17 protein-coding genes are annotated in these 14,413 nt (G+C 70.5%); 6 read left to right on the forward strand and 11 right to left on the reverse strand.

What is annotated here, in order from left to right:
• The 8 genes from AABN02_RS07830 to AABN02_RS07865 form a co-directional block, all read right to left on the reverse strand.
• Window positions 1-532 (reverse strand): GAF domain-containing protein (locus AABN02_RS07830; protein ID WP_338414365.1); only part of this gene is annotated, 532 nt, incomplete at its 3' end.
• Entirely contained in the window at window positions 529-945 is a 417-nt protein-coding gene (locus AABN02_RS07835) for a hypothetical protein (protein ID WP_338414366.1), read from the reverse strand. The genes AABN02_RS07830 and AABN02_RS07835, both read right to left, overlap by 4 nt.
• 153 nt (window positions 946-1,098) lie before the next feature.
• A complete protein-coding gene (locus tag AABN02_RS07840) occupies window positions 1,099-1,740 on the reverse strand; it encodes a response regulator transcription factor (protein WP_338414367.1) in 642 nt (213 codons plus the stop codon).
• The gene (locus AABN02_RS07845; protein ID WP_338414368.1) at window positions 1,737-4,211 is read right to left on the reverse strand and encodes a PAS domain-containing protein; all 2,475 of its coding nucleotides are present in this window, start codon (window positions 4,209-4,211) and stop codon (window positions 1,737-1,739) included. The genes AABN02_RS07840 and AABN02_RS07845 overlap by 4 nt, the downstream gene beginning before the upstream one ends.
• Window positions 4,212-4,273: 62 nt before the next feature.
• Window positions 4,274-5,539: a phosphate regulon sensor histidine kinase PhoR gene (phoR, locus tag AABN02_RS07850; protein WP_338414369.1), complete on the reverse strand. Its 1,266-nt coding sequence runs from the start codon at window positions 5,537-5,539 to the stop codon at window positions 4,274-4,276.
• Window positions 5,536-6,243 (reverse strand): phosphate regulon transcriptional regulator PhoB, encoded by a 708-nt coding sequence (gene phoB, locus AABN02_RS07855; RefSeq protein WP_338414370.1) that lies wholly within the window; start codon window positions 6,241-6,243, stop codon window positions 5,536-5,538. Before phoB ends, phoR begins: the two co-directional genes overlap by 4 nt.
• A gap of 25 nt (window positions 6,244-6,268) precedes the next feature.
• Complete coding sequence (gene phoU, locus AABN02_RS07860) at window positions 6,269-6,970, reverse strand: phosphate signaling complex protein PhoU (protein WP_338414371.1); 702 nt, start codon at window positions 6,968-6,970, stop codon at window positions 6,269-6,271.
• Window positions 6,971-7,063: 93 nt separating this feature from the next.
• Complete coding sequence (locus tag AABN02_RS07865; RefSeq protein WP_338414372.1) at window positions 7,064-7,747, reverse strand: winged helix-turn-helix domain-containing protein; 684 nt, start codon at window positions 7,745-7,747, stop codon at window positions 7,064-7,066.
• A 127-nt stretch (window positions 7,748-7,874) separates the two neighbouring features.
• Here AABN02_RS07865 and AABN02_RS07870 point away from each other — a divergent pair, with 127 nt between their 5' ends.
• Genes AABN02_RS07870 through AABN02_RS07880 form a run of 3 tightly spaced genes read left to right on the forward strand, consistent with a single transcriptional unit; the run spans window position 7,875 to window position 9,409 of the window.
• On the forward strand, window positions 7,875-8,216 hold the full coding sequence (locus AABN02_RS07870) for a helix-turn-helix domain-containing protein (protein WP_338414373.1): 342 nt from the start codon (window positions 7,875-7,877) through the stop codon (window positions 8,214-8,216).
• A gap of 7 nt (window positions 8,217-8,223) precedes the next feature.
• Complete coding sequence (locus tag AABN02_RS07875; RefSeq protein ID WP_338414374.1) at window positions 8,224-8,724, forward strand: arsenate reductase ArsC; 501 nt, start codon at window positions 8,224-8,226, stop codon at window positions 8,722-8,724.
• Window positions 8,725-8,728: 4 nt separating this feature from the next.
• Window positions 8,729-9,409 carry an MIP/aquaporin family protein gene (locus AABN02_RS07880; RefSeq protein ID WP_338414375.1) on the forward strand — a complete coding sequence of 227 codons (681 nt, stop codon included), beginning with the start codon at window positions 8,729-8,731 and terminating at the stop codon, window positions 9,407-9,409.
• Here AABN02_RS07880 and AABN02_RS07885 read toward each other — a convergent pair.
• Complete coding sequence (locus AABN02_RS07885) at window positions 9,387-10,586, reverse strand: OmpA family protein (protein ID WP_338414376.1); 1,200 nt, start codon at window positions 10,584-10,586, stop codon at window positions 9,387-9,389. The two genes, AABN02_RS07880 and AABN02_RS07885, sit on opposite strands and share 23 nt — an antisense overlap.
• 49 nt (window positions 10,587-10,635) lie before the next feature.
• Complete coding sequence (locus AABN02_RS07890; RefSeq protein WP_338414377.1) at window positions 10,636-12,072, reverse strand: hypothetical protein; 1,437 nt, start codon at window positions 12,070-12,072, stop codon at window positions 10,636-10,638.
• Between the two features lie 101 nt (window positions 12,073-12,173).
• Between AABN02_RS07890 and AABN02_RS07895 the strand changes: the two genes are divergently transcribed.
• The 3 genes from AABN02_RS07895 to AABN02_RS07905 all read left to right on the forward strand — a co-directional run bounded on the left by AABN02_RS07895 (window position 12,174) and on the right by AABN02_RS07905 (window position 14,064).
• Window positions 12,174-13,526: a hypothetical protein gene (locus AABN02_RS07895; protein WP_338414378.1), complete on the forward strand. Its 1,353-nt coding sequence runs from the start codon at window positions 12,174-12,176 to the stop codon at window positions 13,524-13,526.
• A gap of 51 nt (window positions 13,527-13,577) precedes the next feature.
• Complete coding sequence (locus tag AABN02_RS07900) at window positions 13,578-13,853, forward strand: hypothetical protein (protein ID WP_338414379.1); 276 nt, start codon at window positions 13,578-13,580, stop codon at window positions 13,851-13,853.
• A 76-nt stretch (window positions 13,854-13,929) separates the two neighbouring features.
• Window positions 13,930-14,064 carry a hypothetical protein gene (locus AABN02_RS07905; protein WP_338414380.1) on the forward strand — a complete coding sequence of 45 codons (135 nt, stop codon included), beginning with the start codon at window positions 13,930-13,932 and terminating at the stop codon, window positions 14,062-14,064.
• A 13-nt stretch (window positions 14,065-14,077) separates the two neighbouring features.
• Here AABN02_RS07905 and AABN02_RS07910 read toward each other — a convergent pair.
• Window positions 14,078-14,413 (reverse strand): transposase (locus AABN02_RS07910; RefSeq protein ID WP_338414381.1); only part of this gene is annotated, 336 nt, incomplete at its 5' end.

Below are 14,413 nucleotides of genomic sequence, written 5' to 3' on the forward strand. Positions count from 1 at the left end.
CCACGCGCTCCTCCAGGTGGTGCATGTGCTGGTCCAGCGCCTGCGACTGGCGCCAGCTCTGCATCCAGTGGGTGGCGGCGCGGCCCAGGTCTTCCAGCATCTCGCGCTGCGCGTCGGTGATCTGGCGCGGCTGGTGGTCGATCACGCACAGGGTGCCGATGGCGTGTCCGTCGATGGTGATCGGCATGCCGGCGTAAAAGCGCACGTTCGGATCGCCGACGACCAGCGGGTTGTCGGCGAACCGGTCGTCCAGCATCGCGTCGGGCACCTCGAACAGGGCATGGCCCAGGACGGCGTGACCGCAGAAGGACGGCGCACGGGCGGTCTCGGTCGCGTCCAGCCCGATGCGGGCCTTGAACCACTGGCGGTCCGCGTCGACCAGACTGACCAGCGAGATCGGGCAGCCGAGTGCCAGCGCGGCACTGCGCACGAGGCCGTCCAGCACGGGGTCGGCCAGCGTGTCGAGCACGTTCAGACCGGTGAGGGTCTGCAGCCGTTCGAATTCGTTCTGTGGAATGGGTGCCGGCTTCATGACGGACGTCCTTCTTCTTTGGCGCCGTGCGGGCCGGAGGCCGACCGCTGAACGGTCGTCTGCCAGCGTGTCAGCACGCGGTCCAGTTCATCCCAGGCCTGCACCCGCTGGTGGCCGGGAACGGTACGGGCGCGGTCGCCGAACACCAGCACCTCGGTGATCGGAGCGACCCGCGCCAGATGGCGGACCACGGCCGGTGCCAGTGCGTCGTCGACCGCGAGGTCCAGCACCAGCAGTTCGGCCGGCTTGCGGTTCAGACGCAGCAGCGCGTCCACCACGGTGTCGGCGGTCTCCACCCGTCCGTCTGGCATGAGACGGCCCAGCACCTCGCGCACCTCGGCGAGCCGCTGTGGTGAGCCGACCACGACCAGCGCGCGGCAAGGCAGGTCAGATTCCAGAGGGGGCAGGGGCACACCGGCACTCCCGCTGGAGCGGCGCCGGAACGGCACCAGAGTGACTTCCAGCGTGTCGAGACTCTAGAAGTCCGGGCCGGCGGGGTCTGCGGGGAGTTCTTGATACGAGGTGTTGCCATCCGCTGTCAGCAACAAGTCAGACACGGAATTAATTCACGGCTCGGCCGCATCGATCAATCCGGCCCGGATCGCCAGCCGCACCAGCGCCGGCACGTCCGACACGCCCAGCTTGCCCATCAGCCGGCTGCGGTAGGAGTCGACCGTCTTGGGCGACAGGTGCAGCAGCGTGCCGATCTCGGTGCTCGAATGGCCGCGCACGACCATCTCGATGATCTGCCGCTCCCGCACCGACAGGCCGTCGAGCGCCGAGGCCTCGTCGCGGGCACTCAGGCCCTGCGCGGCGAGGACGGCCACGTCCGGGCTCAGGTGGCGCCGCCCCTGCAGCACGGCGTCGACCGCGCCCAGCAGCTCGCTCGACGGCGAGCCCTTGAGCACATAGCCCATCGCGCCCAGCCGCAGCGCCTCGGCCACGTGGCGGGGCTGGGCCGACATGCTCAGCACGATGGTGCGGACCGACAGCCGCCGCCGCTGCAGCTCGCCGAGCAGCCCCAGCCCGGACTGCTCGCCCAGGTGCAGGTCGAGCAGCAGCAAGGCGGGCTCGAGCTTCTGCAGCTCCGCCAGCGCCACCGTGGGATCCCCCGACTCGCCCACCACGCGGTGGCCGGCCGCCTGCAGCACCGCGCGCAGTCCGTCGCGCATCATGGCGTGGTCATCGACCAGATACAGCTCGCTCATGCCTTGTTTGCCTTCCAGCGCAGAGAGACCAGGGTGCCACCGTCCGGGCCGGGCCCCACCGAAAACCGGGCACCGATGGCGATGGCCCGCTCGCGCATGCCGACGATGCCGAGGTGGCCGGGCCGGCCATGCTGCATGGGGGCGGGAATGCCGTGCCCGTCGTCCAGCACGTCCAGCGCCAATTCGTCGGACCCGCTGCCCTCGCCGGCCGCCAGCATCACGCGGATCAGGCCCGCACCCGCGTGCTGGCGGGCGTTGGCAATGGCCTCCCGCGCCACCATGAACACACCGTACTCCACATCGACCGGCCAGCGCCGGGCGGCCACCTCGTCGCTGACCTCGATCAGCACGTCCGCACCGGCCTCGCTGCCGACACCCGGCAGCACCCGGGAGCGGATCTCGTTGTCGATCGCGGCCACCAGCCCCTGCTCTTCCAGCAGCGGCGGCCGCAGATCGACCAGCACCAGCCGCACTTCGCGCACCACCTGGTCGAGCAGTTGCACCAGACCGGTACAGACCTGCTTCAACCCGTCCGGCATGGCCGCACCGTAGGTGGCATGCGCCGCCTCCAGATTCAGACGGATCACCGCCAGCGTCTGGCCGACATGGTCGTGCAGGGACTGCGCCACGCGCTGGGTGGTCTGCTTTTCCTGTTCCAGCAGGCGCTGGGTGAGTTCGGACAGCTCCAGCTGGTAGGTCAGCAAGGCCGTTTCCGAGGCGCGCCGCGCGGAGATGTCGCGCAGCACCTTGACGTAGCGCCGCCCGTCCAGCGAGCGCACGCTCACCTCGGCCGGGAACTGCGTGCCGTCCGCGCGCTGGTACACCCATTCGTCCAGATGCGTCTCGCCCGACAGCAGCCGCATCCGCTCGTCCGCCAGCCGCGGGACATCGCGGTCGGCCAGCAGACCGTGCAGCGACCGGCGCAGCAGCTCGTCCCGGGTGTAGCCGAGCATGGCCAGCGCCTGCGGATTGGCGTCCAGCACGCGCAGCGTGCTGTCGATCAGCAGCACGCCGTCGGCCAGCTGCTCGAACACGAGACGCCGGTAGGCCTCGGATTCGCGCAGTGCCTCCTCGGCGCCCTTGCGCTCGGTGATGTCGAAGGTGGTGCCGGCCATGTAGATGGCGCTACCCTGCTCGTCCCACACCGCCTGGCCCTGGGTGCGGAACCAGCGCCAGGAGCCGTCCAGGTGGCGCATGCGGAATTCCAGCCGGTAAGGCTCCCGCCGCTGCAGGTGGCCCATGAGTGCGCTGCGGAAGCGCGGCAGATCGTCCGGGTGCAGGCGGGCCTCGAACTGCACCAGGCTGTTGTCCGGCGGCGGCACGGGCCAGCCCTGGACAAGCCAGAACTCGGGGGCGACGACCAGATGCCCGGTGTCGGCGCTCCAGTCCCAGACCTGACCGTGGCTCGCCGCCAGCCGGTAGCGCTGCTCGCTGACCTGCAGCGCCCGCTCGGCAAGGCGGTGCGGCGTGATATCGGACAGGTAGATCGACACGCCCTGGGGCGACGGATAGATGCGGGACTCGAACCAGCGGTCCCAGGCCAGATGGTGGTCTTCGCGCACGACGGGCCGCTGGTCCCGCATCGCCTGCTCGCAGGCCCGCTGGAAGGGCCGCCCGACCACCACCGGATATTCGGTCCAGGCGTGGCGACCGATCAGCTCGTCCGGGCGCTGGCGTCCGAGCATGCGGACCGCCCGCGGATTGGCATAGGTGAAGTGCCAGTCCAGATCGAGCGCCACCAGCCCGTCGCCCACCCGCGCCAGCACGTCGTGCAGCAGGTCGCGGGCGCGGTGGGCCGCCTCCAGCGCCTGCTGCCGCTGGCGGGCCAGCGCGCTGCGCTCGGTGACGTCGCGCGAGATGCCGTACACGCCGGTGACCTGGCCGTCAGCGTCCCGCAGCGGCCCCTTGAGCGCCTGGAAGGTCCGCAGGCCGGCCACCACGGTGTCGAGCACCTCCTCGAAGGTCAGATCCTGTCCCTGTGCCATGACCTGCCGGTCGTTGGCCCGCAGCGCGCTGGCCTGGTCCGCCTTGAACAGCGCCAGATCGTCCAGCCCGATCACCTGCGACGCCGGACGGCCGACCAGGCGGGCCGCCGCGTCGTTGAACAGCTGGTAGCGCCCGCTGCGGTCCTTCACGTAGATCGCGTCCGGCGAGGCATCGACCAGCGACTGCAGCAGCCGCATCGCGTCGTCGCGCTCTCGCCAGGCGGCCCGTTCGCGGTCGAATGCACGGCGTCCGCGCTCCACATGGCGCGTCAGCAGGACGTACAGCGCCACCGCCGTGGCGCCGATGAACACCCAGTCCTTGAAGGTATCGACCAGATGGTGCAGGGTGGCGTTGCCCGGCAGCAGCCAGTCGACCAGGGGGTCGGACAGGCCGAGCCAGAGGACCGACACCAGCAGGTAGGGCAGCACGATCCCCCAGACGTCTGCGCGGGACTGCTGGCGGTTCGGTGTGCCGGGAGTGGGCACGGAGCCCGGATCGGACGGAGACGGGGCGTTCAATGGGTACGGCCTGACAGGAAACAACCCCCTCAGATTACAGGCTCGGGCCTTGACCTTGGCAACACCGGGGCACGGGCACGGACCCGGAAGGCCGGCAGCACGATGCGGAAGACCGATCCCTTGCCCGGCACGCTGTCGATCAGCAGCTCGCCGTCGTGGCGCTGCACCACGTGCTTGACGATGGCCAGCCCCAGCCCGGTGCCGCCGGTTTCGCGCGAGCGGCTGCCGTCGACGCGGTAGAAGCGCTCGGTCAGGCGGGGAATGTGCTCGCGCTCGATGCCGGCGCCGGTGTCGGTCACCCGGAACTCGCCCGTGCCGTCCGCGCGCACCGCCCACTGGGCCGTCACGCTGCCACCCGCCGGGGTGTAGCGCAGCGCATTGCTCACCAGGTTCCAGAAGGCGCTGAACAGCTCCGACTCGGTGCCGCCCAGCTGCGCCGGCCCGCCGACCTGCAGCTCGAAGTGGTGGCGGTCCTTGTCCGACGCCCGCGCGCTGATCTCGATCTGCGACATCAGCTCGCCCACGTCGGTCCAGGTGTCCGACAGCGGCCGCGGCGCGCCCTCGATCTGCGCCAGCGCCAGCAGGTCGGTGACGAGGTTGCGCATGCGGTCGGTCTGCTGGCGCATGAGCATCAGCACGCGCTGGCGCTCGGCCCCGGTCAGCGGCAGGTCGGACAGCGTCTCGATGAAGCCGGCCAGCACCGTCAGCGGGCTGCGGATCTCGTGCGAGACGTTGGCGACGAAGTCGCGGCGCATGTGGTCGCTGCGCTCGCGGGCGGTGATGTCCTGCGAGAGCACCAGCTTCATCGAGTCACCGTAGGGCCGCACGGCGACCGACAGCATCGTGTCCCCGCGCGGGCTCGGAAAGCTCACGCCCTCGTCGAAACGCCCGGTCTGCAGGTGTTCCACGAAGGCCGGCGAGCGCACGAGGTTGGTCACCCGCTGGTCGCGGTCGCGCAGCACGTCCAGGCCGAAGTGGCACGCTGCGGTCTGGTTGATCCACTGGAGCTGGTCCTGCGCGTCCAGCAGCAGGATGCCGTTGGGCGAGGCATCGATGGCGGTGAGGAAGGATTCCAGGCGCCGCACCTGCTCAGCCTGGGCGGACGCGCCGGCTTTCAGGGCGCGCTCGACCCGCTGGCCGATCTCGCCGATGGTGCCGGGCAGCAGGGGCGCGTCGGTCTCGCCCAGGCCCGCCGCCGTCCAGCGCAACAGGCGCCGCTGCCGGCGCCACAAACCCGCCGCCACCGCAACGGCGACCAGTGCCACCGCCACACTCAGCAGCAGCGCCCAGATCACTGGGCCGCCTGACTGGACTGGTTCGGTCGGGCCAGGCGGTAGCCGGCGCCGCGCACCGTCTCGATCAGGTCGGCACACCCGGCCGGTGCGAGCGAGGCGCGCAGCCGCTTGATGTGGACATCGACCGTGCGCTCCTCGATGAACACATGGTCGCCCCAGACGCGATCCAGCAGCTGGTTGCGGCTGTGCACGCGCTCCGGATGCGCCATCAGGAAGCGCAGCAGACGGAATTCGGTCGGGCCGAGGGGGACCTCTTCCTGCCCGTGCCAGACCCGGCGCGTGGCCGGATCGAGCCGGATCGGGCCAGCCTCGATCGGGGTGTCCAGCGCCTCGGGCAGCTTGCGGCGCAGCACGGCACGGATGCGCGCCAGCAGCTCGCCGGTCGAGAAGGGCTTGGTGAGGTAGTCGTCCGCGCCGGCGTCCAGCCCCTGGATCAGGTCGCGCTCTTCCGAGCGGGCCGTCAGCATGATGATGGGCAGCTCCCGCGTACGGGCATCCGACCGCCAGCGGCGCGCCAGCGATACCCCCGACTCGCCCGGCAGCATCCAGTCCAGGATGACCAGCTCGGGCAGTTGCTCGGTGACCATCCGCGTGGCGGCGTCGGCGGTGCCGGCCACCCGCACGTCGTGGCCCTCGTAGCGCAGATTCAGCGCGATCAGCTCGGCGATGGCCGGCTCGTCCTCGACGATCAGGATGCGTCCCATGGTCTTCAGTCCTTGCTCTGGCGGCTCACTGCACCACGTTCTCGACATCGTCGAGCGGCGTGTGGCGCACGTCGGCGCCCTTGACGATGTAGATCACCTGCTCGGCGATGTTCTTGGCGTGGTCACCGACACGTTCCAGCGCCTTGACGACAAAGACCAGGTCGATGCAGGCCGAGATGGTGCGCGGGTCTTCCATCATGTAGGTGATGAGCTTGCGCAGCAGGCCGTCGAACTCGGCATCGATCTCGCTGTCCTGCTTGATGACCTGCAGCGCCTGTGATGCGTCCAGCCGGGCGAAGGCATCGAGCGCCCGGCGCAGCGAGGTGATGGCGAGCCCGGCCTCGAACGAGACGTCCGCGAGCGGCAGGCGGCCGGACATGCCGAAGGTCATCACGCGCTGCACGGTGCGGGCGATGCGGGCAGCCTCGTCGCCGACACGCTCCAGATTGCCGATGGTCTTCGAGGTGGCGATCAGCAGGCGCAGGTCGCGGGCGGTCGGCTGCCGGCGGGCGATGACGGTGGAGAGATCGCGGTCCATGTCGATCTCCATCTGGTTGACCCGGTGTTCCTGGCGGATCACCTGCTCCGCCGTCGCGTGGCTGAAGTGGGTCAGTGCGTAGACCGCCTGGGCGACCTGGGCTTCGGCCAGACCGCCCATTTCGAGTACCCGGGCCGAGATGGTGCTGAGTTCAGCGTCGAACTGGCTCGAGAGATGCTTGTCGCTCATCGGGGGGTCCTCCCTGGTTTTATGCCGGAATGGCCAGTAGCGGAAACCTTGCCACTGTAGGAAGGCACTGTGAAAGTATGGTGACAGTCCATGTCATGGTGCCGAGCTGAACCGGTAGCCCACACCACGCACCGTGCGAATGACATCGCCCGCGCCGACCTCCTCCAGGCAGCGGCGCAGGCGCTTGATGTTCTGGTCCACGGTGCGGACATCGACCTCGCTGCCCTTGCCCCAGACGGTGGACAGGATGTGGCGACGTTCGATCGCGTGGTCCGGCCGCGCCATCAGGCACTGCAGCAGCTTCAGCTCCACCGGCGCCAGCTCGATCGGCATTGCGCGGCCCTGGCGGTTCACCGTGATCAGGTGCCGCTCAGCATCGATCACGATCGGCCCGGCGCGCACGCGCTGCGGATCGCGGCGCAGCAGCCGCACCACCTCGCCCACCAGTTCGCGCGGGGCAAACGGCTTGCGCAGCCACAGTGCCGCGTCGCGCCCGTCGGTCGCCTGCGCGGTGACCAGCACCAGTGGCAAGGGGGGCACAGCATCGGCCGCGAACGAGGTGTCGGCGGTGGCCGGCGCATCCGGATCGACCAGCACCACATCGGGACGCACCTCGCCCGCGAGCCGCCGCGCCTCGACCGCCGACGCCGCCAGCATCGGAAAGAAGCCGGCGAACCGGAAATGAACCGCGAGCAGTTCGCGGATCACCGCCTCCTCGACCACCACGAGAACGGTCCTGTGGGGCGGGCGCGGCGCGGGAACGGCAGGTTCATGCATGGGAGTCGACTCACCTGGGGCCAGAAGCGGAACTGTCATGGTCACCCCGCCATGTGACAGCGTTTTGACAGCCCTGCACCCAGATGGAAATGTTGGAATAAATCCATAGTTCCAATATGATGGAATCATGGAAGAATCAACTGCCACCACTGCACTGGCCGCGCTGGCCCAGCCGATGCGGCTGCGCGTGTTCCGCGCCCTCGTCGGTGCCGGCCCGGCCGGCATGACCCCCGGTACGCTCGGCGCGCTGCTCGATGTCCCGGCCTCGACCCTGTCCTTCCACCTGAAGGAGCTGATGCACGCCAACCTCGTCAGCCAGGAGCGCGACGGCCGCAAGCTCATCTACCGCGCCACGATGGCGCAGATGAACGCCCTGCTCGCCTACCTCACCGCGCACTGCTGCGAAGGCACGGCCACCACCTGCCCCACCATCCCCACGGCCGACTGCGGCCCCACCACCTGCTGCTGAACCCGCCATGAGCACCCACGTCCTGATCCTCTGCACCCACAACTCGGCCCGCAGCGTGCTGTCCGAAGGGATGCTGAACCACCTCGCCGCCCGACTCGGCAAGGATGTCCGCGCCCACAGCGCCGGCAGCGCCCCGAGCGGCCGCATCAACCCGTACGCGATCCAGGCCCTGAACGGCGCCGGCATCGACACCAGCGCCTACCGCAGCAAGAGCTGGGACGAATTCACCACGCCCGAAGCGCCGCCGCTGTCCATCGTCATCACCGTGTGCGACTCCGCAGCGGCCGAGTCCTGCCCGGTGTTCTTCGGTGGAGCGGGCCAGCAGCCGGTCAAGGTGCACTGGGGCTACCCGGATCCGTCCAACGCGGCCGAAGCCGACAAGCCGCGTGCCTTCGAGCTGACCCGGCAGGCTATCGGCTACCGGATGCTGCAACTGCTGGCCCTGCCGCTGGAGACGATGGACCGCGCGGCGCTGCAAGCCGCACTCACCGACATCGGCCGGAGCTGAGGCGATGTCCACCTTGTCCCGCCACCTCGGCGCAGAAGCACTCGGCACCGCGCTGCTGCTGGCCATCGTCATCGGCTCGGGGATCATGGCCGAGCGGCTCTCGGGCGGCAACGTCGCGGTCGCCCTGCTGGCCAACACCGCCGCCACCGTGGGGGGCCTGCTGGTGCTGATCGAGGTGTTCGGTCCGGTCAGCGGCGCCCACTTCAACCCGGTGGTCAGCGCCGTGATGGCCTGGCGCGGCGATCTCCCGGTGGCCCGCCTGCTGCCCTGCGTGCTGGCCCAGCTCGCCGGCGCCGTGGCGGGGGCCTGGCTCGCCCATGCCATGTTCGAGCTGCCACTGCTGCAGTGGTCGACCAAGGTGCGCGCCGGCAACGGCCAGTGGCTGGCCGAAGTCGTTGCCACGGCCGGCCTGCTGCTGGTGATCCTGCGGGCCGGGCCGGGCAAGGCCCCGTCGCTGGTGGCGGCCTACATCGGCGCCGCCTACTGGTTCACGGCCTCGACCTCGTTCGCCAACCCGGCGGCGGCCTTCGGCCGGATGTGGAGCGACACCTTCGCGGGCATCGCGCCCGGCAGCGTGCCCGGCTTCGTGGCGGCGCAGTGCGCGGGCGCGGTGCTGGGCGTGGTGCTGGACCGGCTGCTCGGCCAACCGGCGCCCGCACCGCTCAGCGGCAGTCCACCACCTTGAACTCGACCCGCCGGTCGACGGCGTCCTTCAGGTCGTCGCTGCCGGTGCCGACGAGGTTGTCGCGCCAGCCCACCCCGGACGCCTCGACGCGCCGCGCCAGCGCCGGGTTGGCAGTTTCGAGCTGCTGGCGGACCGCGTCGGCGCGCTGGCCGGAGAGCTGGACGTTGAACTCCTCGGCGCCGCTGTGGCTGGAATGGCCCACGACCTGCAGGCAGGACGGGGCGTCCCCGGCCTGCCGGGCGATCTCGCGCAGCCACTCGGGGTAGAACTTGTTGATGGCGGGATCGGGCCAGAACGCGGTCGTGCCCGGCGCGAACAGCAGCTTCACGCCCATCGACCGGGTCTTCAGGCCGAGTGCGACGATGCGGGCGAAGGCGTCCTGCGCCTCGCTGTCGTGGCCCGAACGGAGGGAGGACAGGTAGGTGCCGACCAGCGCCTGCATGGTGTCCACCCCGGGCAGCGTGGCCGCCGAGCGGTAGAGGTTCAGCGCACGGTCGTAGCTGCCGTCGGCGTAGGCGGAACCGGCTTCGTCCATGCGGGCAATCGGCAGCGTGCGCTCGCGTTCGGACAGGACCGGCCCGCCGGCATCCGCCGTGCGACCGTCCGCTGGCGACAGCGTGAACGGGCTCTCGCGGAAGAAGTTCACCGGCGTGCCGTCCAGCGCGGCATCCACCACCGAGGCCTCGCTGCGGGCCAGCGTCCGGCCGTCCTGCAGATTGACCAGGCGCATGTCCAGCTGGACCCGGTCCGTGGTCCGGCGCCCGTCCGGCAGCGTGGCCGCCGTGAGCGTGGTGTCGAGCCGGTATTCACTGAGCGCTGCCGCAGCCGCCGTGAACGGCACCAGTTCGATGCGGCGGTGCTGGCTCTTCAGGTGCACGGCGATCAGCTCGCGCACGCGCACCGTGGTCACCGTCTGCTGGCGGCTGCCGGCATCCAGCACCGGCGCGACGTAGACCAGCGTCGAGCGCTTCAGGTAGCGGCGCAGGCCGACCGCGTCGTCCATGAGGCGCACGGTCTGGTCGGTCGCCATGCCCACGGCCTGCGCCAGCGGCAGGTTGGCGGTGACGGCCGGTGGCGGTGGTGGCGTGGCGCAGCCGGCCAGCGTCAGCAGCGCGAGCAGGGTCAGGCCGACAAGGTGTCGGGCACAGGCGGAAAACCGCGGGTGGCGCAGGGACATGGTGCAGGTTCCTTCTTCAGGGCGAGAGACTAGGGTCGACAGCCGGTCCTCATTCGCAGGCAGGGTTCGGCGTGCGCTCGCTGTCGGCGGGCTCCAGTGACCGGCGCCGCAGCCAGTCGATGCAGGCCTCGGATGCTTTCTTGCGCCCGGCCACTTCGGCGGGCGGTGGAACCGGTGGCATTGCGGCCTTGGTTGCTGGCGCGACCGGGACGGGCTTTGGTTTCGGCGTGGGTGCCACGGGCGGCGACGGCGGAGACGGCGCAGGTACAGGGCTGGCCGGCTCAGGGGGCGCGGGCGGCTTGGGCGCCGGCTTCGGTTTGGCTTCCGGCGGCAGGGGTGGTGGCGGCACCGGCGGCACCCGCGTGCCAGCCCCGGTCGGCGCCTTCTCGACCGACTTCACCATCGACGACGCCGCCGCCGGATCGGCTTCGGACGGGCCATTGATCCAGAGCAGCGCGAACACCGCCGACAGGGACACCAGCAGTCCGCCGACCGCCACCAGGCTGGTGCGGTCCGGCTTCGCTTCTGGGGCGGGCGGAACCGGTGGCAGCGGCAGCGGCGCCGGCTTCGGTGCGGCCACGCTCGGCACATGCCGCTCCGACCAGCCCAGCGCCATGCGCAGCGCCGCGATGCTGCCGAGCCGGTCGGTCGGCTTGAGCGCCAGTGCGCTGCGCAGCGCGCGGCGGCGCAGCGGGTCCGACTCGGCCCGCTCCAGTTCGGCCCAGCAGTCCGGCGCGTCGGCCTCGCGCCGCGACACGCTCGGCGGCGCGGAGCCGGTCAGCAGCCAGTGCGCGAGTGCGGCGATGGCGTGGACATCGGTCCACGGCCCCTTGGCCAGCCCGGCCGCGCGGCCGGCCTCGGTCTGCTCGGGCGCCAGCCAGGGCGACAGCGGCTGGCGACCCGGGTCGGTGTCCGGCAGCGGCAGGCACCAGCTGCCGCTGTCGAGCACGATCACGCGCTCCGGCGTCAGGCTGCCGTGCAGTTCGCCCAGGCGGTGCAGCGGCTCGACGGCGTTGCAGCAGGCGTGCAGGCCCGCGTCCACCGTGGACCGGTCCGGCCAGCCGGGACCCGCCTCCGCCACCTGGCGCAGCGTGTGGCCCGTGGCGGTGGTCAGGCAGACCCAGGCGGTGCCGTTGGCTTCACCGCGCGCCTCGATCTGGATCAGGGCGGAGTGTGCGAGCCGCGCCAGATCGGCCGACTGGTTCGCCTGCTGCCAGTGGCCGGTCAGCCGGGTCCAGCGTGCGAGCCAGTCGTGGAAATCGGCCTCCGCGCCCGGCAAGGGCACGATCTGCGAGCCGACCCGCTCGACCAGCCCGACCGGGCAGCCCTCGCGGATCGTCACGGCACGGCCACTGTGGCGTTCGATGGCCTCATAGTCGAAGCCGTCCAGGTCTTCGCCGCAGCACGCGCCAAGCTCGTAGGCACCAAGACAGGAGCCCGGCGCCAGCGGCACCGGAACGGAAGGAATGGCAGGATGGGGTGACATGAGCGGCTGGATTATGGAAAAAATGCACGCCCATGACCTTGCGCATTCGTCTGTTTCACCCTCCTGCTTCAGCATAAACAAAGTTTCGAAGGGTTCCGGCAATGAAAGAAGTGATCCACCCCACCCTCGACCTCGCCGCAGAGCCTGGCACCCGCGCAGAGGTCCCGATTGGTACCGTTTTGGCCGAGGTCATGAACCAGGACTGCCACTGCCTGACGCTCGATCGGACCGCCCTCGCCCGCGCCCTCGACGCGGAGCTGGGCACCCCCGGCCTGTCTGCGCTGGTGCGCGAGCGCTGCCCCTTCGTCTTCGCCGCACAGCCGGTGTTCGTCGCCGGCACGCACCTGCGGCGCATGGCCGAGGTGATCCGCGCGGTCGACGCGGTCGTCGCCCTGCCGGCGTGGCACGAGCGGGTGCTGGCCGCCGCGCCCGAGACGGCGCGCGTGTCACTGCCGCCGGGCCAAGCCCTGCCGCGCAGCGTGTTCTTCGGCTACGACTTCCACCTCGACCGCGACCAGCTCGGCCTGATCGAGGTCAACACCAACGCGGGCGGCGCGCTGCTGAACGCCGTGCTCGCCCGCGCCCAGCGCGCCTGCTGCCCCGAGATGGCGCCGCTGATACCGACCGCAGTCCATGCCGCGGCCTTCGAGGCCGAGATCGTCGCGATGTTCCGCGCCGAATGGCTGCACAGCGGCCAGACCGGCCCGCTGCGCACCATCGCGATCGTCGACGAGGCCCCCGCGCAGCAGTACCTCTACGCCGAGTTCCTGCTCTTCGGCGCGCTGTTCGAACGCCACGGCCTGCAGGCGGTCATCGCGGCGCCGTCCGAACTCGACTGGCGCGCCGGCCGCCTCTGGCACGGCGACACCGCGATCGACCTGGTCTACAACCGGCTGACCGACTTCTACTTCGAGCAGCCCGCCAGCGCCGCGCTGCGCCAGGCCTGGATGACGCAGACCGCCGCCATCACGCCCCATCCGCAGGCCCACGCGCTCTACGCCGACAAGCGCCACCTGGCCGTCTTCAGCGACGAGGCGGCGTTGACCGCGCTGGGCGTGCCGGCCGACACGCGGGCGGTGCTGCTGGCCCATGTGCCGCACACCGAAGTGGTGTCCGCGGCCCACGCCGAGCGGCTCTGGGCGGCGCGGCGGGGTCTGTTCTTCAAGCCGGCGGGCGGTTACGGCAGCCGGGCGGCGTGGCGCGGCGACAAGCTCACCCGGCGCGTCTGGGACGAAATCCTGGCCCACGACGGCGACTACGTGGCCCAGGCGATCGCCACGCCCGGCCAGCGCCAGCTCGCCGCGGACGAGACCCAGCGCCCGATGAAGTTCGACCTGCGCGCCTATGCCTACGACACGCAGGTGCAGTGGGTGGCCGCGCGGCTCTACCAAGGGCAGACAACCAATTTCCGCACCGAGGGGGGCGGATTCGCGCCGGTCTACAGCACCCGCTGAACCGTACTTCGGTCGGGGGACTGCCTGGTTCCACGTCGGCAGAATCTCTGCATGAACCTGCCAACGACCTCCCCGCAAACTTGTGTCCGCACCGGCCGAGACGCTTCGCCCGCACGGGCCTGCGGCAGGCGTTCCAGGCACACGCGCCGCTACGTCACCTCGCTCATCCACCTCGCCTGTGCGATGGACAGCCGCGCCCGTGATCGGCTGCGCCTGCACGCCCGCAAGTCGGTCAGCGGCGGCCTGCTCGGTCTGAATGCGCTGGCGGAGACGCTGATCCTGCCGATTCCGGACGACCGCCAGCCGCCGCGTGCCACCAGGCCCTGAGGCCGCGCGCGCCGTTCAGGGACACTGGGCCGGCGTGCGGACCTGCGGCCGCACCTGCTCCCGGTAGCAGCCCTGCATGTTCGGCGTGCTGCAGTCCGACACCTCGCTGTACCAGGACTGCACCGCTTCCGTGCCCGTCGGCACCTCCGAGGAGCCATACAGGTTCTCGCCGAGCGGCCCGATCGAGGCGTTGCAGGAATCGCTGTGTTGACATCCTCCCCGCCCTAAAGGACGGGGATTCCTCCTGCGAGACGCGCATGCCCGCGCGCGGCGATGTTCTTGGCTGCGTTCACGTCGCGGTGGTGTTTCGCCCCGCACTCGCAGCAAGTCCACCTCCTCATTCCAAGCCCTGTCCTACCTTTCGGACTGCTCGCGGGAATGACCCCGCAGCTCGAACAGGTCTGGGTTGTGTAGGCTTCATTCACCTCTTCGAACACGATGCCGGCCTGATGGCTCTTGTATTCCAGCATCGTCTTCAGCATTGACCATCCGGCGTCCAACGTGGACTTCGCCATCCTGGTCTTCACCATCGCACAGGCCTGCACGTTGCCGACGAAGAT

It is taken from the genome of uncultured Sphaerotilus sp., assembly GCF_963924895.1.
Lineage (GTDB): Bacteria > Pseudomonadota > Gammaproteobacteria > Burkholderiales > Burkholderiaceae_C > Sphaerotilus.

Bases quoted from the DNA above. Each gene is read 5' to 3' on its own strand.
- AABN02_RS07840 (WP_338414367.1), bottom strand. From the start codon at position 1,740: ATGAGCGAGCTGTATCTGGTCGATGACCACGCCATGATGCGCGACGGA.
- phoB (WP_338414370.1), bottom strand. From the start codon at position 6,243: ATGGGACGCATCCTGATCGTCGAGGACGAGCCGGCCATCGCCGAGCTG.
- phoU (WP_338414371.1), bottom strand. From the start codon at position 6,970: ATGAGCGACAAGCATCTCTCGAGCCAGTTCGACGCTGAACTCAGCACC.
- AABN02_RS07865 (WP_338414372.1), bottom strand. From the start codon at position 7,747: ATGCATGAACCTGCCGTTCCCGCGCCGCGCCCGCCCCACAGGACCGTT.
- AABN02_RS07870 (WP_338414373.1), top strand. From the start codon at position 7,875: ATGGAAGAATCAACTGCCACCACTGCACTGGCCGCGCTGGCCCAGCCG.
- AABN02_RS07875 (WP_338414374.1), top strand. From the start codon at position 8,224: ATGAGCACCCACGTCCTGATCCTCTGCACCCACAACTCGGCCCGCAGC.
- AABN02_RS07880 (WP_338414375.1), top strand. From the start codon at position 8,729: ATGTCCACCTTGTCCCGCCACCTCGGCGCAGAAGCACTCGGCACCGCG.
- AABN02_RS07885 (WP_338414376.1), bottom strand. From the start codon at position 10,586: ATGTCCCTGCGCCACCCGCGGTTTTCCGCCTGTGCCCGACACCTTGTC.
- AABN02_RS07890 (WP_338414377.1), bottom strand. From the start codon at position 12,072: ATGTCACCCCATCCTGCCATTCCTTCCGTTCCGGTGCCGCTGGCGCCG.
- AABN02_RS07895 (WP_338414378.1), top strand. From the start codon at position 12,174: ATGAAAGAAGTGATCCACCCCACCCTCGACCTCGCCGCAGAGCCTGGC.
- AABN02_RS07900 (WP_338414379.1), top strand. From the start codon at position 13,578: ATGAACCTGCCAACGACCTCCCCGCAAACTTGTGTCCGCACCGGCCGA.
- AABN02_RS07905 (WP_338414380.1), top strand. From the start codon at position 13,930: ATGTTCGGCGTGCTGCAGTCCGACACCTCGCTGTACCAGGACTGCACC.